At 54.6% G+C, this 20464-nt stretch carries 20 protein-coding genes and 1 riboswitch; of the genes, 9 read left to right on the top strand and 11 right to left on the bottom strand.

What is annotated here, in order from left to right; genetic code table 11:
* Positions 1-50: 50 nt before the first annotated feature.
* The 6 genes from KP80_RS16500 to moaA form a co-directional block, all read right to left on the bottom strand.
* A complete protein-coding gene (locus KP80_RS16500) occupies positions 51-755 on the bottom strand; it encodes a Bax inhibitor-1 family protein (RefSeq protein WP_052284733.1) in 705 nt (234 codons plus the stop codon).
* 98 nt (positions 756-853) lie between these two features.
* A complete protein-coding gene (moaE, locus tag KP80_RS16495; protein WP_052284732.1) occupies positions 854-1306 on the bottom strand; it encodes a molybdopterin synthase catalytic subunit MoaE in 453 nt (150 codons plus the stop codon).
* A 1-nt stretch (position 1307) separates the two neighbouring features.
* Positions 1308-1553 (bottom strand): molybdopterin synthase sulfur carrier subunit, encoded by a 246-nt coding sequence (gene moaD, locus KP80_RS16490; RefSeq protein ID WP_052284731.1) that lies wholly within the window; start codon positions 1551-1553, stop codon positions 1308-1310.
* Entirely contained in the window at positions 1546-2031 is a 486-nt protein-coding gene (moaC, locus tag KP80_RS16485; protein WP_052284730.1) for a cyclic pyranopterin monophosphate synthase MoaC, read from the bottom strand. Before moaC ends, moaD begins: the two co-directional genes overlap by 8 nt.
* Positions 2032-2035: 4 nt before the next feature.
* Complete coding sequence (gene moaB, locus KP80_RS16480; RefSeq protein WP_052284729.1) at positions 2036-2548, bottom strand: molybdenum cofactor biosynthesis protein B; 513 nt, start codon at positions 2546-2548, stop codon at positions 2036-2038.
* Positions 2549-2570: 22 nt separating this feature from the next.
* Complete coding sequence (moaA, locus tag KP80_RS16475) at positions 2571-3560, bottom strand: GTP 3',8-cyclase MoaA (protein WP_072129151.1); 990 nt, start codon at positions 3558-3560, stop codon at positions 2571-2573.
* Positions 3548-3685: riboswitch (molybdenum cofactor riboswitch) on the bottom strand. It overlaps the preceding gene by 13 nt.
* 238 nt (positions 3686-3923) lie before the next feature.
* Between moaA and yvcK the strand changes: the two genes are divergently transcribed.
* The 4 genes from yvcK to pmrB all read left to right on the top strand — a co-directional run bounded on the left by yvcK (position 3924) and on the right by pmrB (position 8303).
* Positions 3924-4829, top strand: coding sequence for a uridine diphosphate-N-acetylglucosamine-binding protein YvcK (yvcK, locus tag KP80_RS16470; RefSeq protein WP_052284727.1), 906 nt, complete (start codon positions 3924-3926; stop codon positions 4827-4829).
* Positions 4830-4906: 77 nt separating this feature from the next.
* Positions 4907-6538: a phosphoethanolamine transferase EptA gene (gene eptA, locus KP80_RS16465; RefSeq protein ID WP_052284726.1), complete on the top strand. Its 1632-nt coding sequence runs from the start codon at positions 4907-4909 to the stop codon at positions 6536-6538.
* A gap of 10 nt (positions 6539-6548) precedes the next feature.
* Positions 6549-7220 (top strand): two-component system response regulator PmrA, encoded by a 672-nt coding sequence (gene pmrA, locus KP80_RS16460; RefSeq protein ID WP_052284725.1) that lies wholly within the window; start codon positions 6549-6551, stop codon positions 7218-7220.
* A 3-nt stretch (positions 7221-7223) separates the two neighbouring features.
* The gene (gene pmrB, locus KP80_RS16455; protein WP_052284724.1) at positions 7224-8303 is read left to right on the top strand and encodes a two-component system sensor histidine kinase PmrB; all 1080 of its coding nucleotides are present in this window, start codon (positions 7224-7226) and stop codon (positions 8301-8303) included.
* A 283-nt stretch (positions 8304-8586) separates the two neighbouring features.
* Here pmrB and uvrB read toward each other — a convergent pair whose 3' ends face one another.
* Positions 8587-10611, bottom strand: coding sequence for an excinuclease ABC subunit UvrB (gene uvrB, locus KP80_RS16450; RefSeq protein WP_052284723.1), 2025 nt, complete (start codon positions 10609-10611; stop codon positions 8587-8589).
* A gap of 245 nt (positions 10612-10856) precedes the next feature.
* Here uvrB and KP80_RS23130 point away from each other — a divergent pair, with 245 nt between their 5' ends.
* Positions 10857-10994, top strand: coding sequence for a hypothetical protein (locus KP80_RS23130; RefSeq protein ID WP_156315679.1), 138 nt, complete (start codon positions 10857-10859; stop codon positions 10992-10994).
* A gap of 232 nt (positions 10995-11226) precedes the next feature.
* Here KP80_RS23130 and bioD read toward each other — a convergent pair whose 3' ends face one another.
* From bioD to bioB, 4 genes are read right to left on the bottom strand one after another with little or no spacing between them, the layout of a single operon-like run.
* Positions 11227-11904, bottom strand: a complete 678-nt coding sequence (gene bioD, locus KP80_RS16445) for a dethiobiotin synthase (protein WP_052284722.1) — start codon at positions 11902-11904, stop codon at positions 11227-11229.
* Positions 11897-12652 carry a malonyl-ACP O-methyltransferase BioC gene (gene bioC / locus KP80_RS16440; protein WP_052284721.1) on the bottom strand — a complete coding sequence of 252 codons (756 nt, stop codon included), beginning with the start codon at positions 12650-12652 and terminating at the stop codon, positions 11897-11899. Before bioC ends, bioD begins: the two co-directional genes overlap by 8 nt.
* On the bottom strand, positions 12636-13793 hold the full coding sequence (bioF, locus tag KP80_RS16435; protein WP_052284720.1) for an 8-amino-7-oxononanoate synthase: 1158 nt from the start codon (positions 13791-13793) through the stop codon (positions 12636-12638). Before bioF ends, bioC begins: the two co-directional genes overlap by 17 nt.
* Positions 13790-14830 (bottom strand): biotin synthase BioB, encoded by a 1041-nt coding sequence (gene bioB / locus KP80_RS16430; protein ID WP_052284719.1) that lies wholly within the window; start codon positions 14828-14830, stop codon positions 13790-13792. The genes bioF and bioB overlap by 4 nt, the downstream gene beginning before the upstream one ends.
* An 84-nt stretch (positions 14831-14914) precedes the next feature.
* Between bioB and bioA the strand changes: the two genes are divergently transcribed.
* The 4 genes from bioA to KP80_RS16410 all read left to right on the top strand — a co-directional run bounded on the left by bioA (position 14915) and on the right by KP80_RS16410 (position 20393).
* A complete protein-coding gene (bioA, locus tag KP80_RS16425) occupies positions 14915-16204 on the top strand; it encodes an adenosylmethionine--8-amino-7-oxononanoate transaminase (protein ID WP_052284718.1) in 1290 nt (429 codons plus the stop codon).
* A gap of 67 nt (positions 16205-16271) precedes the next feature.
* Positions 16272-16748, top strand: coding sequence for a kinase inhibitor (locus KP80_RS16420; protein ID WP_052284717.1), 477 nt, complete (start codon positions 16272-16274; stop codon positions 16746-16748).
* Positions 16749-17204: 456 nt separating this feature from the next.
* A complete protein-coding gene (locus KP80_RS16415) occupies positions 17205-19181 on the top strand; it encodes a PTS mannitol transporter subunit IICBA (RefSeq protein WP_052284716.1) in 1977 nt (658 codons plus the stop codon).
* A gap of 54 nt (positions 19182-19235) precedes the next feature.
* A complete protein-coding gene (locus KP80_RS16410; RefSeq protein ID WP_052284715.1) occupies positions 19236-20393 on the top strand; it encodes a mannitol-1-phosphate 5-dehydrogenase in 1158 nt (385 codons plus the stop codon).
* Positions 20394-20464: the final 71 nt, after the last annotated feature.

The following is a 20464-nucleotide window of genomic DNA, read 5'->3' as shown; positions in this document are numbered from 1 at the left end:
GCGGTGAGAATACCCGGCGCTATCAAACAGCACCGGGTTAGAGGAATGGCTTAACGGCGGTTGCCAAAGATACGCAGCAGCATCAGGAACAGGTTGATGAAGTCGAGATACAGGGTTAGCGCGCCGAGAATGGCGTATTTACGTAGGTTTGATGAATCACGTACATCAATCTGTTCGCCAATGTTTTTCAGCTTCTGGGTGTCATAGGCGGTGAGGCCAACAAACACGATCACCCCGATATAGGTCACCGCCCACATCAGCGCTTCGCTTTTCAGCCAGAAGTTCACCAGAGAGGCCAGTACGATACCGATAAGCGCCATAAACAGCATATTACCGAAGCCGCTGAGGTCACGTTTGGTGGTGTAACCATACAGGCTCATGATACCGAACATGCCGCCCGTCACCACGAAGGTGCTGGCAATCGACGAATAGGTGTAGACGATGAAAATACTGGAAAGCGTTAGCCCGGTGAGCGCCGAATAGAGCATAAACAGCGTCGTCGCCATACCGGCACTGAGGCGCTGCACCATACCTGAGAGCACGAATACCAGCGCCAACTGGGCGATAATCAGCCCAAAGAAGGTGATTTTGCTGGAGAAAACAAACTCCATCACGGCCGGTGTATTTGCCGCATACCACGCAATAAACGCGGTCAGCAGCAGACCACAGGTCATCCAGCCATACACCTGTGCCATATAGGTTTGCAGGCCGCTACGCGCCTGCACAATAGAATCTGAGCGCGGGAATCGTTCCATGACGTTCTCCTGAAGTTAGTATGAACCTAAAATATTCGCCGTTATTCAGGCTGTCTGCGCATTCGCGACAGCCTGAACTCCATGAATTTAAGTGTACTCTACCAGCGCTCGGCTGCCTGTTTATCGCTGTCGCGCGCTTCCACCCAACGCTCACCTTCCGGAGTCGCTTCACGCTTCCAGAACGGCGCGCGGGTCTTTAGATAGTCCATGATAAATTCGCCCGCGTCAAAGGCGCTGCTGCGATGTGCGCTGGTGACGCCGACAAAAACGATCTCTTCGCCAGGCCACAGTTCACCAATACGATGAATCACGGTGACGCGGCCCAGTGGCCAACGTTCGCGTGCGGCGTCGACGATTTCCGCCAGCGCTTTTTCTGTCATGCCCGGATAGTGCTCAAGGCTCAGTGCTTTGACGCTGTCACCCAGATTGTGGTTACGCACTTTCCCGGTGAAAGTGACAACCGCACCGTCTTCATCCCGCGCAGCCAGCCACGGATATTCTTCGCCAACGCTAAACGGCTCATGACCGACGCGAATACGGGTTTCACTCATCTCAACCTCCCGTAACCGGTGGGAAAAACGCCACTTCATCGCCGTCGACAACAGGGTGGTCGAAACTCACCAGCGTCTGATTGACCGCTGCCAGCAGCTTGCCCTCTTCCAGCGCCAGCGCCCAGCGCCCTTCATGCGCCACCAAATGCTGGCGCACGGCTTCTACCGTTGAAAACTCAGGTGCCAGCGTCAGCGAGTCAGCGCCAACCAGCTCGCGGACCTGGGCAAAAAACAGCACATTAATCATGAGCATCCACCTTAAAATCGCCCGATTTACCGCCGCTTTTCGCCAGCAGGCGCACCGGGCCAATGACCATGTCTTTTTGTACCGCTTTGCACATGTCATAAATAGTGAGTGCCGCAACCGACGCTGCAGTCAGCGCTTCCATCTCAACGCCGGTCTTTCCGGTCAAGCGGCACAGGGATTCAATGCGTACGCGGTTGTGCTCCGGCTGAGCCTGCAGATTCACTTCAACCTTGCTCAGCATGAGTGGATGACACAGCGGGATCAAATCCCAGGTGCGTTTTGCCGCCTGAATGCCGGCGATGCGGGCAGTGGCAAAGACGTCGCCCTTGTGATGACTCCCGTCGATAATCATCGACAGCGTTTCCGGCAGCATAGTGACGAACGCTTCAGCGCGCGCTTCACGGACGGTTTCTGCCTTGGCGGAGACATCCACCATATGGGCTTCGCCCGCCGCGTTGATATGGGTCAGTTGCGACATCGTATTATTTCTTCAGATGAGGGTGGAAGTTGCAGGGACGCGTACGGGCATCAAGCTGTGGGGCAATGATGTTATCCCACGCGGTGCGGCACGCTTTGGTTGAACCCGGCATCGCAAAAATCAGGGTCCGGTTTGCTATTCCGGCGACAGCGCGCGATTGCAGCGTCGCGGTGCCAATTTCTTCGAAAGAGAGCATGCGGAACACTTCACCAAAACCCTCAATTTCCCGGTCAAACAGCGGCAGCAGGGCTTCAGGCGCCTGATCGCCATCGGTCAATCCGGTACCACCGGTGATCAGCACGACCTGGACATCATCACGGGCAATCCACGCAGAGACCTGGGCGCGGATCTGGTAACGGTTCTCTTTGACAATGGCCTTATCGACGACCTGATGGCCCGCTTCCTGGGCGGAATCGCGCAGGAAGTGACCGGAGGTGTCATCCTCTTCGCCACGGCGACTGGAAATAGTAAGAATAGCAACGCGTGCTGGGATAAATTCAGCGCTCACCTGACTCATTTGATAGCTCCTTGATGAAGAATCATCCACCGATATAGGATAAATTCTGGGTAATTCCGGTATTGCCCTGATGCAGGAAATGGGTCTGTTTTTTATGCGTGAGCGCTTCAGCAATGCGGTCTTCCAGCGCCTGCTGCTGAGCGTCTTCCGCCAGCAGTTCACGCAGGTCAACGCCGCCGTCGCCAAACAGGCACAGATGCAGTTTCCCAATGGACGATACGCGCAGACGATTACAACTGGCGCAGAAGTCTTTCTCATACGGCATGATTAAGCCGATTTCCCCTTCGTAATCGGGGTGACAAAAGACCTGTGCCGGGCCATCGCTACGCTGACGGATTTGATGGATCCAGCCACGCTGGAGGAGTTGGTCGCGCAGCACCATACCTGAGATATGGTGTTTGCGGAACAGTTCACTGCCGTCGCCGGTTTCCATCAGTTCAATAAAGCGGAGTTGAATGCGGCGCGGTTTGATCCACGCCAGAAAGGTGTCGAGCTGGTGATGGTTAACATCGCGCATCAGCACGGTGTTGACCTTCACTTTGTCAAAGCCCGCGGTAAAAGCGGCGTCGATGCCATCCATCACCTGACGGAACTTATCCTGGCCGGTAATGGCGTGAAACTGGCGCGCGTCGAGGCTGTCGACGCTGACGTTTAGCGCCGTTAATCCGGCATCACGCCAGGCAGCAACGTCGCGTGCCATGCGGTAACCGTTGGTGGTCACCGCAATCTGACGAATTGAAGCGTTCTCTTTCACCGCAGCGATAACGTCGGTAAAATCGCGACGCAGCGACGGCTCCCCGCCGGTTAAACGGACTTTTTCCGTCCCCAACGCCGAAAAAGCGCGCGTCACACGGCGAATTTCGTCCAGAGACAAAAATCCTTTGTTCGTGACGCCATTGGGCTGGTAACCGTTAGGCAGGCAGTAGGTGCAGCGAAAGTTGCAGACGTCGGTAATCGACAGACGCAGATAAAAAAATCTGCGCGCAAACGCATCAGTGAGTTGTGAAGCCATAGACACCTTTCCAAATACGGGAGGCGAGATCATTTCTTCCTTCGCCCTGGCGACAGATTATCTGCCGCGGCCAAAGCACCGTATTTTTCAACTTAGGCGCAGAGGCTAGAGTGTTTAGTTCAGACTATTGTAGACAGAGTACTGAACCAGGTTATGCCGAATAGTAGCGCGAGAACAGCAGTTTCGCCATTTTCGCTTTCGCTATATAAAGTTATACATAACGACCTGTTCGTGCACTTTCCCTACAGAATACGTAAAAATCACGCTTTTGCATTGATATACGTCATTTTGACCGGCACAGAGCATCGTCTTTTAGGGGTAGTTAGGCTAATGTAAGCACGTTTTTCACTATAAGGAAGTTGTATGCGCAATCGTACTTTTGCCGATCTCGACCGCGTCGTCGCGCTTGGCGGCGGACATGGCCTTGGACGCGTGATGTCATCTCTCTCATCGCTGGGTTCTCGCCTGACCGGCATCGTCACCACCACCGATAATGGCGGTTCTACGGGACGTATTCGCCGTTCGGAAGGAGGGATTGCCTGGGGCGATATGCGCAACTGCCTTAACCAGTTAATTACTGAACCAAGCGTCGCATCAACGATGTTTGAGTACCGTTTCAGTGGTAACGGAGAGCTTTCCGGCCATAACCTCGGAAATCTCATGTTAAAGGCATTAGATAACTTAAGTATCAGACCGTTAGAAGCCATCAATTTAATTAAAAACCTGCTTAAAGTGGAAGCTTCATTGATTCCAATGTCGGAACAGCCCGTGGATTTAATGGCAATCGACGACGAGGGCCATGAAATCTATGGCGAGGTCAATATTGATCAGCTTAAGCTGCCACCGCGAGAGCTCATGCTAACCCCACAGGTTTCAGCCACCCGCGAAGCGGTTGAAGCCATTGCCGACGCGGATCTGATTTTGATTGGCCCCGGCAGCTTCTACACTAGTCTTCTGCCGATTCTGCTGCTGCCGGATGTTGCGCAGGCGCTGCGCCGCACCCCGGCGCCGATGGTCTATATCGACAACCTTGGCCGCGAGCATAGCCCAGCGGGCGATCTTAGCATTGAAGCGCGAATTGCGCTGTTAGAACACTATATTGGCAAAGCGGTTATCGATGCGGTCGTTGTTGGCCCGAAGGTCGACACCCGCCAGGTACAATGCAAAGTGGTCATACAGCAGCCGTTAGAAGCCGCTGATATCCCCTACCGCCACGACCGTGCGCTGCTGCGTGCGGCACTCGAAGAAGCATTACAGTCCTTCGGCTGAGTTTCCTTAACTTCTTAAGGTTGTCTTAAAATAGCTCGGGCAGCATAGCGAACATCATTATTTCTGAGTCCAACGCTATGCTTCGCCTGTTACGCTACCGCCCTACCGTCAGCCGGCTGACCTACATCATTCTCTTTGCGCTCTATATTGCGCTGCCGCTGAATATCGATTTTTATCGTCAGGCATTTACTCTGCTGCCCGTAGACGGCCTGCATAATTTGCTGGTCTTTGTGAGCATGCCGGTAGTAGCATTTTCGGTGATGGCAATATTACTGACGCTGGCCTCAATTATCCGTCTGGAAAAACTGGTCGCGTCATTGTTTATTCTGCTCAGCGCCAGTGCCCAATATTTTATGATGAGCTTCGGTGTCATTATTGACCGTTCAATGGTCACCAATATTTTTGATACCACCCCTGCTGAAAGCTACGCTCTGCTTTCCGGGCAAATGATTGCCGTCCTCGTTTTCTCCGCCCTGCTGTTTATAGCACTAGCATGGTGGATTAAAATTAAACCCGCAGTCAGTCTATGGCGAGGTACCCTAATGCGGATCGGGACGTTTGTCGTTTCAGCCGCATTAATTCTGCTGGTTGCTGCGCTATTTTATAAAGATTACGCCTCACTGTTTCGTAATAATAAAGAGCTGGTGAAATCGCTTAACCCATCAAACAGCATTGTGGCGGTCAACTCCTGGTATTTTCACCATGAGATGGATAACCTACCGCTGGTAAAAATTGGTGAAGACGCCAAACAAAAAACGGTGATGAAAAACGGCCCACGTAAAAATCTGACTATTTTAGTGCTCGGCGAGACCTCACGCGCCGCTGATTTTTCATTGGGCGGCTATGACCGCGAAACCAACCCGCTGTTAGCCAAAGACAACGTGGTTTACTTCCCAAAAACGGCTTCCTGCGGTACGGCCACTGCCGTTTCGGTTCCCTGCATGTTCTCGAATATGTCGCGCGATGCCTACAACGAATCGCTGGCCCATCATCAGGAAGGTTTACTGGATATTATTCAGCGCGCTGGAATTCAGGTTCTGTGGAATGATAATGATGGTGGTTGTAAAGGTGCCTGTGACCGTGTACCGCATCAGGATATGACGGCGTTAAATCTGCCGGGCCAGTGTATTAACGGCGAGTGCTATGATGACGTGCTGTTCCACGACCTTGAAAAAACCATCGATAATATGTCAGGCGATGGCGTCATTGTGCTGCACACCATTGGCAGCCACGGCCCAACCTATTACAACCGTTATCCACCGCAATTCCGCCGCTATACGCCAACCTGCGATACCAGCGAAATTCAATCCTGTACTCAGGAGCAGCTTAAAAATAGTTACGACAACACCATTTTGTACGTTGACTATATCGTCGATAAAGCGATTAAGCTGCTGCAATCCAAACAGGATAAATTTACCACCAGCCTGGTTTATCTTTCCGACCACGGCGAGTCACTGGGTGAAAATGGCGTCTACCTGCACGGTTTACCCTATTCCATTGCGCCTGAAACACAAAAACATGTGCCGATGCTGTTATGGTTATCGGAGGATTATCAAAAACGCTATGGCGTCAATTACGATTGTCTGCATAAGCAGGCGAAAGAAAATAACTACTCGCAGGATAATCTGTTCTCTACAATGCTAGGTCTGACCGGCGTTGAGACGAAGGAATATCGCGCCGCAGATGATATTGTCGCTAGCTGTAAATAGAGGCCAATAGATGAAAATTTTAGTCGTTGAAGATGACACCTTGCTATTACAGGGTTTAATTCTGGCCATGCAGAGCGAAGGATACGCCTGTGACGGTGTCGCTACCGCACAGCAGGCCGCACTGAGTCTGGCAAACGGGCATTACAGCCTGGTGGTGTTGGATTTAGGGTTACCGGACGAAGACGGTCTGCACTTCCTCAATCGAATGCGCCAGGAAAAACTCAGCGTCCCAGTGCTGATTCTGACCGCGCGCGATACGCTTGAAGATCGCGTGAGCGGCCTCGATACCGGTGCCGATGACTATCTGGTTAAACCTTTCGCACTGGAAGAACTCAACGCCCGCATCCGTGCCCTACTGCGCCGCAACCTCAATCAGGGTGATAACGAAGTTACCGTAGAGAATCTGCGCCTCAACGTGACCCGCCGCCAGGTGTGGCTCGACGGCGAACTGCTGGAACTCACGCCGAAAGAGTATGCCCTGCTCTCGCGTCTGATGCTTAAAGCCGGCAGCCCGGTGCACCGCGAAATCCTCTACAACGATATCTATAACTGGGATAACGAACCCGCCACCAATACGCTGGAAGTGCATATTCATAATCTGCGCGACAAAGTTGGTAAAGCACGTATCCGCACCGTCCGCGGTTTCGGCTATCAGTTGGTGACGACGGCAAAGGCAGAATAAAGTATGGCGCTCCTATCCATTCGCAAATGGCCAATGCGCCATCAGTTGCTGCTCGCTATCGGTACCATTCTGGTGGTCTTCCAGCTTATTAGCGTGTTCTGGCTCTGGCATGAAAGCAAAGAGCAGATTGAGCTGGAAGTGGCGATGTTGATTAACAATCACAACAATGCCAAACACATTCGCCACGAGGTGCGAGAGGCGATTGCCAGCCTGCTGGTGCCAAGCCTGGTGATTATCGGACTGGCGCTCTATTTATGTCTGCAGGCAGTCAAGCGCATTACGCGCCCGCTGGCCGATCTGCAAAAAGAGCTCGATACCCGGACGCCGGGAAATTTGCAGCCTATTTATCTACAGCAGACCACGGTGGAAGTTGAAGCGGTAACCAAGGCGATTAATCAGCTGGTCGAGAATTTGACCCAAACGCTCGATCGCGAACGCCTGTTTACCGCCGACGTCGCTCACGAACTGCGCACACCGCTGGCTGGGCTGAAGTTACATCTCGAGCTGCTGGAAAAAACGCAGCACCTCAATCTCTCGGCCCTTGTGCAGCGTCTGGATCAAATGACCGAAAGCGTTGCGCAGCTATTACTGTTAGCGCGTGTAGGTCAATCGTTCTCTGCGGGAAGCTACCAGCAGGTTGACCTGCTTGCCGATGTGGTAGAACCCATGACCGGTGAGCTGGAGACGATGCTGAGTACTCGGGGGCAAAAACTCGCCATTCAGCCTTACGCTTCCGCACTGACCGTCTCGGGTGATGCGACCTTATTAAGACTGCAGCTGCGTAATCTGGTCGAAAACGCGCACCGATATAGCCCGGAAGAGTCGACCATTACGGTTACGCTGGACGCCGCAGCACACCCGATGCTCATTGTCGAAGATGAAGGTCAGGGGATTGATGAGTCAAAAGTGGGTGAACTGAGCCAGGCGTTTGTACGCATGGACAGTCGCTACGGTGGAATTGGCCTGGGCTTAAGTATCGTGACGCGTATCGCTCAGTTGCATGAGGCCGCTTTCTTCTTACAAAACCGCGATACCGGAACCGGCACGCGGGCGTGGGTAGAATTTCAAGCACCGAAACGCTAAGACGGTTTAGTAGGTTAACATCCAGTGGCAGGCAAAGCCGGCAACGATGGCTACAGAAACAAGCATGGTAAACAGCTGCTGGAAACTTAAATTAGACATGATGCTACCCTCTGAGATTTTAAGGATAGTATCAGTCGAATTTATTAAGTGAACATTAAGGATTCATCCCGCTGCGTGACCCCTGCCACATTTCGCGCCAATACTGCCACGACATGCGACAGACTCGATACAAAATGCCTTCAGCATAGCCCGGCCGGCAGAGGTCGCCGGGCAAAATACCGTATCAGGACGTTGCAATAAACAGCTCACGCAGCTTGTGCAACTGGTCGCGCGCCTGCGCCGCTTCTTCGAACTCGAGGTTTTGCGCATGCTTGAGCATCTGCGCCTCCAGGGTCTGAATCTGCTGCTGTAGCGCTTTCGGCGTCAGCGCCTGAACATCCGGCTCAACGATGGAGGAGGCACCGCGCGATTTACCACGACCTTTGGCCTTGGTCTTCGCCAGCCCTTCGCCCATCGACAGAATATCGACCACGTCCTTCACCAGCCCCTGCGGCACAATACCGTGCTCTTCGTTATACAGCTGCTGTTTCTCACGACGACGTTCGGTCTCGCCGATTGCTTTTGCCATTGACGCGGTAATTTTATCGCCGTACAGAATGGCCTTACCGTTGATATTACGCGCGGCGCGGCCGATGGTCTGAATCAGCGATCGCTCAGAACGCAGGAAACCCTCTTTATCGGCGTCCAGAATCGCCACCAGCGACACTTCCGGCATATCCAGCCCTTCACGTAGCAAGTTAATCCCCACCAGTACATCGAACTCGCCTAAACGCAGGTCGCGGATAATTTCCATACGCTCAACGGTATCAATATCTGAGTGCAGATAACGTACCCGCTCGCCGTGTTCTTCAAGATAATCGGTCAGGTCTTCCGCCATACGTTTGGTCAGGGTGGTGACCAGCACGCGTTCGTTAATCACCGACCGTTTACGAATTTCGGAGAGCAGGTCATCAACCTGCGTACCGACCGGACGCACTTCGATTATCGGGTCGAGCAGCCCGGTTGGGCGAACGACCTGATCGATAACTTCACCACCGGATTTCTCCAGCTCGTAGTTCCCCGGCGTCGCCGACACATAAATGGTTTGTGGTGCCAATGCTTCAAATTCTTCAAACTTCAATGGGCGGTTATCGAGCGCTGACGGTAGTCGGAAGCCGTACTCCACCAGCGTCTCTTTACGCGCCCGGTCACCGCGGTACATCCCGCCGATTTGCGGGATAGTAACGTGGGATTCGTCGATAACCAACAGCCCATCGGCTGGCAGGTAGTCAAACAGCGTCGGTGGCGGCTCGCCCGGGCCACGACCGGAGAGAAAGCGCGAGTAGTTTTCAATGCCCGAGCAATAGCCCAGCTCGTTCATCATCTCGAGATCGAACTGGGTACGCTGGCTGAGGCGCTGCTCTTCCAGCAGCTTGTTGTTGTCCAGCAGCACTTTACGTCGTTCTGCCAGCTCAACTTTGATCTCTTCCATCGCCTGCACGATGCGTTCACGCGGCGTGACGTAGTGGCTTTTCGGGTAAACCGTATAGCGCTGCAGCGTCGATTCGATATGTCCGGTCAGTGGGTCAAACAGCGACAGTCTTTCGACTTCCTCGTCAAACAACTCCACGCGCAGCGCGATATCGTCTGATTCCGCCGGGAAGATATCGATAACCTCGCCGCGTACGCGGAAGGTCCCACGCTGGAAGGCCTGATCGTTACGGGTGTACTGCAAATCCGCCAGACGGCGCAAAATGGCGCGCTGATCGATAATGGTGCCCACCGTCAGGTGCAGCATCATTTTCAGATACAGATCCGGGTCGCCCAAACCGTAGATCGCTGACACCGACGCCACTACGATAACGTCCCGACGCTCAAGTAGCGCTTTGGTCGCCGACAGGCGCATCTGGTCAATATGTTCGTTAACCGCAGAGTCTTTTTCGATAAATGTATCGGAACTCGGGACGTACGCTTCAGGCTGATAATAATCATAGTAGGAAACGAAATACTCGACCGCGTTCTCCGGGAAGAAGGCTTTCATTTCGCCGTACAGCTGCGCCGCCAGCGTTTTGTTTGGCGCCAGCACCATGGTTGGCCGCTGGAGATCGGCAATCACATTGGCCACGGTAAAGGTTTTACCCGACCCGGTTACCCCCAACAGCGTCTGATGCGCCAGGCCGTCTTCCAGCCCCTCTTTTAGACGTGAGATGGCAACAGGCTGGTCGCCTGAAGGACTAAACGCGGAATGCAACTTAAAGGGTTTACTCATGGGCAACGCTACCTGATAACGGATGGCCGGGCTGGAGATTAATTCTACTCGCCGCCTGCGGATTTGCCAATAAAAAAGACTGGATATAAAAACAGTAGTGCATTATCGTATTTCGTATACTCGCGGCGATAACAAGCAAGAGCGGCGGAAATTTATCCTCAGACCATATAAAACACTAGCCGGACAGGGTTATCCCCAGAACATTTTCTCTTTTAACATTTGTCAATATAGGTCATGAAAGTTTTATGGCAATTGACAGCACTTTTTGTGACGCCATTGCTTTTATTTATCTTATTGATAATAAAAAGAAACATACAAAAGACGCGTTTAGCGCCAATTCAGGCGAAAGCCGCATGTTCTCTCGTTTACCGCTAGTTTTCTAACCCTAATACACAGGGTTATCCACAGGAATAGTGGATAACTATCTCTAGCCCCTATGCCCCGCCACCCGGCGATTTGCGCAACGCAGCCCAAAAACGACAGCAAAAATTTTTTTTCCCGCTGATTTTGATATTTATCAGCGAAAAGGCGTAGTCGTTTTAAGGAGATTTTGTTCGATTCTTTTACGTTTTCTGCGGGTTAGCGCTTACGAATGAAGATAACCCGCAAAAGAGATCAGAGGGCGTCTAGCGACAGATAGTGCCCCAGCGGTTGACGCTCCACGTCGTCACCCAGCCACGGGATTTCCCCCAGCATTGGTGCAGGCAGCATCCGCTGAAGGGTGCTGAGATATTCCGCATGCCGACGACCAGGCGGTGTGACATCATTAGCAATCCACCCGGCTAACCGTAGCCCTGATTGCAGTACCGCCTGCGCGGTCAACACGGCATGGTTAATGCAGCCCAGCTTCACGCCAACCACCAGAATCACCGGCAGTTGCTCCGTCTTCACCCAATCCGCTAATGTCAGCGTCGGTGACAGCGGCGTAAACCAACCTCCCGCTCCTTCCACCAGCACCCATTCCGCCTGCGCTTCCAGCGTGCGTAACCCGGCTGAAAGCACGTGGGCCTCAATGGGGCGCTGTTCATCGGCGCTGACAATATGCGGAGAGGTTGGCTCTGCGAAGGTGTAAGGATTAACCGCTGCGTATTCGAGCGGGACTACGCTGTTGCGCTGCAGCGCCAGTGCATCGCTGTTGCGCAACCCTTCAGCCGTCATTTCGCTGCCGGAGGCCACCGGTTTATATCCGGCGGTACGTCGTCCCAGCAGCCTCGCCGCTTGCAAAAGCGCGGTGCTGGCAACGGTTTTCCCCACCTCAGTATCGGTGCCGGTTACATAATAGCGTTCAATCACGCGTGATCACTCCTGTAAAAAGATGGTAAGTCAGCGGACACTCGCCCGCCTGCGACGGCCATGCCAATTGAAGCTGCTGCAACCTACCGCGCGTTAATGGCTGACTGCTGCGCCCCTGATGGAGGTGCGTCGCGCCGATCCCCTTCAGCGAGCGCATGGCGCTTAACGCATCGGGGAACGGCAGTGTGATAGAGGTTAACGTCGCCTGATGGCGATAACCTGCCAGCGCGTCACGCAGCGTCGCTTCGGACAGAAAACGATTCGCATGCAGATGGCTGTCAATGGCGCGCCATGCTTGATTAAGCTCGGGTAAGGAGCCCGCGGTTAGCGTGGTAAACGCCAGCGTGCCACCGGGGCTCAGTTGGCGATAAAGCCCAGCCAGCGCCACATGAATATCGCTGCACCACTGCACGGCCAGATTGCTCCACACCAGATCAAAACCGCCTTCAGGTAGCGGAATATCTTCAATATCGGCCTGGATGTAGCGATCTGCCGCCTGCTGACGCTGCGCCTGGCGCAGCATATCTTCGGACAGATCCAGGGCCGTGACGTGGCTTCCTTTGTCCCGCCAGTAACGGCTGTAGCTACCCGGTCCACAACCGGCATCCAATACCTGCGAGAATGCCGATACCGGCAGTTGAGTCAGCAAATGTGCGGCACTTAGACGCTGCAGTTCATCATGCTGATGGTAATGCGCTGCGGCACGGCCAAAGGCCGCTGCCACCGCCTGCTTATCCACGCTCGCCATGCAGCACCTCCAGCAGATGCGCAATATCCTGCGGTTCATGCGCGGCGGTGAGCGTTAGGCGCAGGCGCGCCGTTCCTTGTGGAACGGTCGGTGGGCGGATCGCCGTCACCCAACAACCCTGCTCACGCAGTCGTTCGGCAAGCTGTAGCGTTCGCTGATTATCACCGACGATGAGCGGCTGTATCGCGCTGAGCGAGTCAGTTAACGGATACGTCAGGCCACTGGCGCCGAGGCGAAAATCCGCCACGTGCTGCACCAGCGTTTCTCGCCGATCTCGGCCTTCATCGCTTTGAATAACCGCCAGCGCCGCCTGTAAGGCCACCGCCTGTGCGGGCGGCATGGCGGTGCTGTAAATCAAATGTCGGGCAAACTGCAGGAAGTAGTCCGCCACCGCGTGGCTGCACAACACCGCAGCACCGCTGAGACCAAAGGCCTTGCCGAAGGTGACAATCAGCAGCTCCGGATGAACGCCCTGCTGCTGGCAGCTGCCGCGGCCATTGGCACCGTCGACGCCAATGCCGTGCGCGTCATCCACCATCAGCCAACCATTGGCCGCCCGCGTGGCGCTGGCAATGTCACCCAGCGGCGCACGATCGCCATCCATGCTGAAGACCCCTTCCGTCACCACCAACTGCTGCCCCTCTGTTGGAGCAGCAAGCAGGCGAGCGAGGTGCTGGCTATCGTTATGCTGAAAACGGCGAAGCTGCGCTGGGCTGAGAGCTGCCGCCTCCAGCAGCGAAGCGTGGCTGAGCCTGTCGGCGACAATTCGGTCTTCGCGTCCGGCCAGTGCGGCTATCACCGCCTGATTGGCGGCGAATCCAGAGATAAACAGCAGCGCGCGGTCGTAGCCCAGCCAGTCGGCGAGTTGCTCCTCCAGGCGCTGGTGCGCCTGGTGATAGCCGGTGACGTGACCCGAACCGCCAGAGCCCACGCCGTAGCGTTCAGCGCCCTGCTGCCAGGCCCGAATGACCTGAGGATGCTGGCTCAGCCCCAGATAATCGTTACTGGAAAAGTTCAGATAGCGGCGATCGCCACGGACCAGCCAGCGTCCCGCGCCCTGCGTTAGCGGCTGGCGCTGGCGAAATGCCTGGGCTTCCCGGCGCTCTGCTACTGCCTGGTCAATTCGCTGCTGCCAGCTCATACCGCCGCCGCGTTGTAGTATTCCTCGGTATCCGGCGTCATCAACGCCTGTTCCAGACGCTGCTGCTGTTCGTTATCGCCAGCGGTGACCATCGTCTGTTGCGGGTTGAGCCCTAACTTACGGAACAGCTGCAGATCTTTATCCTCTTCCGGGTTCGGCGTGGTCAGCAGTTTACAGCCATAGAACACCGAGTTGGCTCCAGCCATAAAGCACATCGCCTGGGTCTGCTCGTTCATCTGCTCGCGTCCGGCAGAAAGACGGACGTGCGAGGTAGGCATCATGATGCGCGCCACGGCAATAGTGCGAATAAAGTCAAAAGCATCAACGTCTTCGTTATCCGCTAGCGGAGTTCCTTTCACCTTCACCAGCATGTTGATCGGCACGCTTTCCGGCGGCGTTGGCAGATTAGCCAACTGCAGCAGCAGCCCAGCACGATCGGTGACCGTTTCGCCCAACCCGACGATCCCGCCGGAACACACTTTGATCCCCGCTTCACGCACCTTGTCCAGCGTGTCCAGGCGTTCCTGGTAGCTGCGAGTGGTGATGATATTGCCGTAAAATTCCGGCGAGGTGTCGAGGTTATGGTTGTAGTAGTCGAGACCTGCAGAAGCGAGGCGTCCCGCCTGACTGTCGGACAGCGTGCCCAGCGTCATACAGGCTTCCAGCCCCATCTCTTTCACGCCCTGCACCATCTGCTCAAGGTACGGCATATCGCGTTCGTGCGGGTTTTTCCACGCCGCGCCCATGCAAAAACGGGTCGAGCCAGCCAGCTTCGCTTTGCGAGCCGATTCCAGCACCTGCTCCACTTCCATCAGGCGCTCGCTCTCCAGCCCGGTTTTATAGCGTGAGCTTTGTGGGCAGTATTTACAGTCTTCCGGGCAGGCGCCGGTTTTGATCGACAACAGCGTACTCACCTGCACCTGTTGAGGATCAAAATGCTGGCGGTGAACCTGCTGGGCTTCAAACAGTAAGTCCAACAGGGGTTTATCAAAAAGAGCGGTGACCTGCGACATTGTCCAGCGTAAAGGGTGAGCCATTGGCTTCTCCGGGGGTTTTGTTAATTTTCGGATCGGTTTATACTCGTAAACCTAAAACTTTTCAAAATGGTTTACAAGTCGATTATGACAACGGACGATCTCGCCTTCGATCAGCGCCACATCTGGCATCCCTATACCTCCATGACCGCACCGCTGCCGGTTTACCCTATTGTCTCCGCCGAAGGCTGTGAGCTGCAGTTGGCCAGCGGCGAGCGTTTGGTTGACGGGATGTCGTCCTGGTGGGCGACCATTCACGGCTATAACCACCCGCGCCTGAATGCGGCGATGAAGGCGCAGATTGACCAGATGTCTCACGTGATGTTTGGCGGGATAACCCACCCTTCAGCCGTTGCCCTGTGCCGTAAACTGGTCGCGATGACCCCAGAACCGCTGGAGTGTGTGTTCCTTGCGGACTCTGGTTCGGTGGCGGTAGAAGTGGCGATGAAGATGGCCCTGCAGTACTGGCAGGCCAAAGGCGAGCCGCGCCAGCGTTTTCTCACCTTCCGTAACGGCTATCATGGCGATACCTTTGGCGCGATGTCGGTATGCGATCCCGATAACTCAATGCACAGTCTGTGGAAAGGCTATCTGCCGGATAACCTGTTCGCTCCGGCACCACAGAGCCGCTTTGGGGGTGAGTTTGATGAGTACGATATGGTGGCGTTTGCACGCCTGATGGCGGCGCACCGCACGGAGATTGCAGCGGTTATTCTCGAGCCCGTCGTACAGGGCGCAGGCGGGATGCGCATGTATCATCCTGAATGGCTTAAGCGCATCCGCAAAATGTGCGACCGCGAGGGCATTTTGTTGATTGCCGATGAGATTGCGACCGGTTTTGGCCGCACCGGCAAACTGTTTGCCTGTGAGCACGCCGGGATCAGCGCCGATATTTTGTGTCTGGGTAAAGCGTTGACCGGCGGTACCATGACCCTGTCGGCCGCCATCACCACACGTGACGTTGCCGATACTATCAGTAACGGCGAAGCGGGCTGCTTTATGCACGGCCCGACGTTCATGGGCAATCCGCTTGCCTGCGCCGTGGCGGCAGAAAGTCTGGCGATTCTCGAGAGCGGCGAATGGCAAACTCAGGTGGCTGCCATTGAACAGCAGCTCCTGCGCGAACTGGCTCCGGCGGCAGATTCGCCGCTGGTGGCCGACGTACGCGTGCTAGGGGCAATTGGCGTTATCGAAACGCGTTATCCGGTAAACATGGCGCTTCTGCAGCGCTTTTTCGTCGAGCAAGGCGTGTGGGTCCGCCCATTTGGCCGTCTGATTTACTTGATGCCGCCGTATGTCATGAGCCCAGAACAGCTGTCACGCCTGACCCGCGCGGTCTGTTTGGCCGTCGAGCAGGAAGCTTTTTTTATCCAGTAAGCAGCAACACCGCGTAATAACCGTTACACTCCTTTGTTAATCAGTAGATTAACAAAGGAGGCAGTCAATGAAATTAGTCAGCCACGAACTGCGCGACGGCGAGAAACTTCCCCAGCGTCAGGTCTTCAACGGGATGGGCTATGATGGCGAGAATATCTCCCCGCATCTGGCCTGGGACGATGTACCGGCCGGCACCAAAAGCTTTGTCGTGACCTGCTATGACCCGGACGCACCCACCGGCTCTGGCTGGTGGCACTGGATTGTCGCCAATATTCCGGCAGACACGCGTGAACTGCCTGCGGGTGCAGGATCTCATTTAGTCGCTTTACCGACAGGTGCACTGCAAACCCGAACCGATTTCGGCAAAGCGGGCTACGGCGGCGCAGCACCCCCAAAAGGTGAAACCCACCGCTATATCTTCACCGTCCATGCGCTCGACGTCGACAAAATCGACGTCGATGAAGGTGCTAGCGGTGCCATGGTGGGCTTTAACGTCCACTTCCACAGTCTGGCAAGCGCCTCGCTGACAGCGCTGTTTAGCTAATTTAACGCCCTACTTTCCCAGCCCCGCATGGAAAACCCTGCGGGGCTTTTTTATATACCTGATCTGGGGTTTGTAATTTTATGACGTAAATTGACCGGGCGAAGGCGAAAAACGGGAGAAGCGAAGGGATGAGAAAAACATCTTGTGAATGTTGTCACAATTTAAAAACAAAGACGCTAAAAACAAAAGTGATTTACATCACAAAAAACCGCTATGGAAACGGATTTTTTTAACTTTGTAGCGAAATTACAGCACTTAACGTGATCACCATCACTAAAAACCTGCTTTAACAGGGGGGTTGATAGTGATCAGCGTCACAAATCCCCCTCAGGTACGCGAGATGAAAACGGCGTGATAGAGTCGATTTTGCATACAGAACGACTGGATGGTTTTTGGCGAAACCACCACAACTATTACGACGCGTAACATCTTTACGCGCACCACGAGGGGTGTTTTATGTTATCACCAGATATCAAGGTCAAGGTACAGAATTTTGGCCGCTTTCTCAGCAATATGGTGATGCCCAATATTGGCGCATTCATTGCCTGGGGCTTGATTACTGCTTTATTCATTCCAACGGGCTGGCTGCCTAACGAAACGTTAGCCAAACTGGTTGGCCCGATGATCACCTATCTGCTGCCACTGCTTATCGGCTATACCGGTGGTCGTCTTATTGGCGGTGAACGCGGTGGCGTGGTCGGTGCTATCACCACCATGGGCGTTATCGTCGGCGCCGATATGCCCATGTTTATGGGGGCGATGATTGCAGGCCCACTCGGCGGCTGGGCGATTAAGCGTTTTGACCGCTGGGTTGACGGTAAAATCAAAAGCGGTTTTGAGATGCTGGTGAACAACTTCTCGGCCGGTATTATCGGTATGCTGTTGGCTATGCTCGCCTTTATGGCGATTGGCCCAATGGTTGAAGTGCTGTCAAAAGTGTTGGCATCCGGCGTCAATGTCATGGTGCAGAACAACTTGCTGCCGCTGACCTCCGTGTTTGTTGAACCGGCAAAAATCCTGTTCCTCAATAACGCTATTAACCACGGCATCTTCTCTCCACTGGGCATTCAGCAGGCCACCGAAACCGGTAAATCGATCTTCTTCCTGATTGAAGCTAACCCAGGCCCGGGCCTCGGCATCCTGTTAGCGTATATGTTTGTGGGCAAAGGAAGCGCCAAGCAGTCCGCTGGCGGCGCGGCAATTATTCACTTCTTCGGTGGCATCCACGAGATCTATTTCCCGTATGTACTGATGAACCCACGTCTGATTCTGGCGGTGATCCTCGGCGGCATGACCGGCGTGTTCACGCTGACGCTGTTCAATGCGGGTCTGGTTTCCCCGGCTTCTCCTGGCTCTATCTTTGCGGTCCTGCTGATGACGCCGAAAGCGTCGCTGATTGGCGTTGCGCTGTCGATTATCGCCTCTACACTGGTGTCGTTCCTTACTGCCTCCATGTTGCTCAAGCGCGTTCGCGTTGGCGATGAAGAGAGCAACGGCCTGTCTGAAGCGACCCGCCGCATGCAGACGCTGAAGCAGCAGTCAAAATCCGGTGGCAAAACTTCCGGTGAACAACCACAGCCCGCGCCAGCGCTTGATTTGTCGAAAGACCTGCAGCACGTACGCAAGATTATCGTTGCCTGCGATGCCGGGATGGGTTCAAGTGCCCTGGGGGCTGGCGTGCTGCGTAAGAAGGTGAAAGATGCGGGTCTGAGCCACATTTCAGTCAGCAACTGCGCCATCAACAGCCTGCCTGACGATGTCGATCTGGTGATTACTCACCAGGACTTAACCGAGCGCGCCATGCGTCATGCGCCACAGGCAATGCATATTTCGTTGAGCAACTTCCTCGACAGCGGACTGTACACCGATCTCACGACCCGTCTGCTTGCCGCCAAAATGCCGCCAGCAGCCAACGACGGCCGCCTGATTAACCAAAGCATTATTGCGGCCAACGACGAAACCTTCGCTGGTACCGAGCGTGATGACAATCTGTTCAAACTCAGCGCAGACAATATTTTCCTGAACCTGACCGCCGACAATAAAGCACAGGCCATCCGTTTTGCCGGTGAAATGCTGGTCTCCGGCGGCTACGTTGAGCCTGACTACATCGACGCCATGCTGGCGCGTGAAGCGTTAACCACCACCTATTTGGGAGAGTCCATTGCCGTGCCGCACGGCACCGTAGAAGCCAAAGACCGCGTGCTGCGCACCGGGATCGTCATTTGCCAGTATCCAGAAGGCGTGCGATTCGGCGATGAGCCGGACGATGTCGCCCGCCTGGTTATCGGTATTGCCGCCCGTAATAACGAGCACGTCCAGGTTATCGCCCGCTTAGCCAACGCGCTGGATGATAAAGACGTTATCGAACGTCTGACGCAAACCAACAGCGTACAGGAAATCTTGCAGATCCTTTCCGGTGAGCAAGCGGCGTAAGGTTCCGGGGAGCATAAGCTCCCTGATACGGATAGACTTTTTTGGAGTCAGATTATGAAAGCAATTCATTTTGGCGCAGGGAACATTGGCCGCGGTTTTATTGGTAAACTGCTGGCAGATGCGCAGGCGGAATTAACCTTTGCCGACGTCAATCAGCCATTAATCGATCAGCTGGCCCACCAGCAGCATTATCAGGTCAACGTCGTCGGCGAACAGGCGCGCGTCGAGCAGGTCAGCCACATCCGTGCCATTAACAGTAATAGCCCGGATGCCATTCAACAGATTGCGCAGGCGGATATGATCACCACCGCCGTAGGCCCGCAGGTATTGAGCAAAATCGCCAGTATCCTTGCTCAGGGTTTGATGGCCCGCCACGCTAGCGGTAACCCGCAGCCGATGAACATCATTGCCTGTGAAAATATGGTGCGCGGCACCAGCCAGCTTAAAAACCATGTACTTGACGCTCTTCCCACCGAGCTTCACGCCTGGGTTGAAGAACACGTTGGGTTTGTCGATTCCGCCGTCGACCGTATCGTTCCTCCCGCCGCCGCAGCGAACGATGATCCGCTGGATGTAACAGTGGAAACCTTTAGCGAGTGGATTGTTGACAGCACTCAGTTCAAAGGCCAACTGCCGAATATCGCCGGGATGGAACCAACAAGCAACCTGATGGCCTACATCGAGCGTAAACTGTTTACCCTCAACACCGGCCACGCGATTACCGCCTACCTCGGCCAGTTGGCGGGACACCAAACGATCCGCGACGCCATTCTCGACCCGTCAATTCGCCAGGTCGTGCAAAGCGCCATGGCAGAAAGCGGTGAAGTGTTGATTAAACGCTATGGTTTTGACCCGGCCCAGCATGCGGCTTACATCGACAAGATTTTAACCCGCTTTGAAAACCCTTACCTGCATGATGACGTCGAGCGTGTAGGCCGTCAGCCGCTACGCAAGCTCAGCGAGAACGATCGTCTGATTAAGCCGCTGCGCGGAACGCTGGAATACGGTCTTGCGCACGCGAATCTGGTGATCGGCATTGCTGCGGCATTAAGCTATCACAGCGACAATGACCCGCAGGCGCAAGAAATGGCGACCTTATTGCGCGAGAATGGCGTTGTTAACACCGTCATTCAGGTTTGTGGTCTTAACGATCAGCCAAAACTTGTCGCCCAGATAGCGAATGTGTATAACGCCATGCAACGCAAGGCATGATGCCACCCGATGGTTGGCGCTGCCGTAAACCGGCAGCGCCTGATAAGAAGGAAAAGATGAAACACAATCGC

Source organism: Kluyvera genomosp. 1 (assembly GCF_001266615.1).
Taxonomy (GTDB): domain Bacteria; phylum Pseudomonadota; class Gammaproteobacteria; order Enterobacterales; family Enterobacteriaceae; genus Kluyvera; species Kluyvera cryocrescens_A.
Note: the sequence above shows the minus strand (reverse complement) of the source record. Positions and strands in the feature narration are given on the sequence as shown.

Bases quoted from the DNA above. Each gene is read 5' to 3' on its own strand.
- bioA (WP_052284718.1), top strand. From the start codon at position 14,915: ATGACAACGGACGATCTCGCCTTCGATCAGCGCCACATCTGGCATCCC.
- bioF (WP_052284720.1), bottom strand. From the start codon at position 13,793: ATGAGCTGGCAGCAGCGAATTGACCAGGCAGTAGCAGAGCGCCGGGAA.
- pmrB (WP_052284724.1), top strand. From the start codon at position 7,224: ATGGCGCTCCTATCCATTCGCAAATGGCCAATGCGCCATCAGTTGCTG.
- moaB (WP_052284729.1), bottom strand. From the start codon at position 2,548: ATGAGTCAGGTGAGCGCTGAATTTATCCCAGCACGCGTTGCTATTCTT.
- uvrB (WP_052284723.1), bottom strand. From the start codon at position 10,611: ATGAGTAAACCCTTTAAGTTGCATTCCGCGTTTAGTCCTTCAGGCGAC.
- yvcK (WP_052284727.1), top strand. From the start codon at position 3,924: ATGCGCAATCGTACTTTTGCCGATCTCGACCGCGTCGTCGCGCTTGGC.
- moaD (WP_052284731.1), bottom strand. From the start codon at position 1,553: ATGATTAATGTGCTGTTTTTTGCCCAGGTCCGCGAGCTGGTTGGCGCT.
- KP80_RS16415 (WP_052284716.1), top strand. From the start codon at position 17,205: ATGTTATCACCAGATATCAAGGTCAAGGTACAGAATTTTGGCCGCTTT.
- moaC (WP_052284730.1), bottom strand. From the start codon at position 2,031: ATGTCGCAACTGACCCATATCAACGCGGCGGGCGAAGCCCATATGGTG.
- moaE (WP_052284732.1), bottom strand. From the start codon at position 1,306: ATGAGTGAAACCCGTATTCGCGTCGGTCATGAGCCGTTTAGCGTTGGC.
- pmrA (WP_052284725.1), top strand. From the start codon at position 6,549: ATGAAAATTTTAGTCGTTGAAGATGACACCTTGCTATTACAGGGTTTA.
- KP80_RS23130 (WP_156315679.1), top strand. From the start codon at position 10,857: ATGGCAATTGACAGCACTTTTTGTGACGCCATTGCTTTTATTTATCTT.
- bioC (WP_052284721.1), bottom strand. From the start codon at position 12,652: ATGGCGAGCGTGGATAAGCAGGCGGTGGCAGCGGCCTTTGGCCGTGCC.
- KP80_RS16500 (WP_052284733.1), bottom strand. From the start codon at position 755: ATGGAACGATTCCCGCGCTCAGATTCTATTGTGCAGGCGCGTAGCGGC.
- eptA (WP_052284726.1), top strand. From the start codon at position 4,907: ATGCTTCGCCTGTTACGCTACCGCCCTACCGTCAGCCGGCTGACCTAC.
- KP80_RS16410 (WP_052284715.1), top strand. From the start codon at position 19,236: ATGAAAGCAATTCATTTTGGCGCAGGGAACATTGGCCGCGGTTTTATT.
- moaA (WP_072129151.1), bottom strand. From the start codon at position 3,560: ATGGCTTCACAACTCACTGATGCGTTTGCGCGCAGATTTTTTTATCTG.
- bioB (WP_052284719.1), bottom strand. From the start codon at position 14,830: ATGGCTCACCCTTTACGCTGGACAATGTCGCAGGTCACCGCTCTTTTT.
- KP80_RS16420 (WP_052284717.1), top strand. From the start codon at position 16,272: ATGAAATTAGTCAGCCACGAACTGCGCGACGGCGAGAAACTTCCCCAG.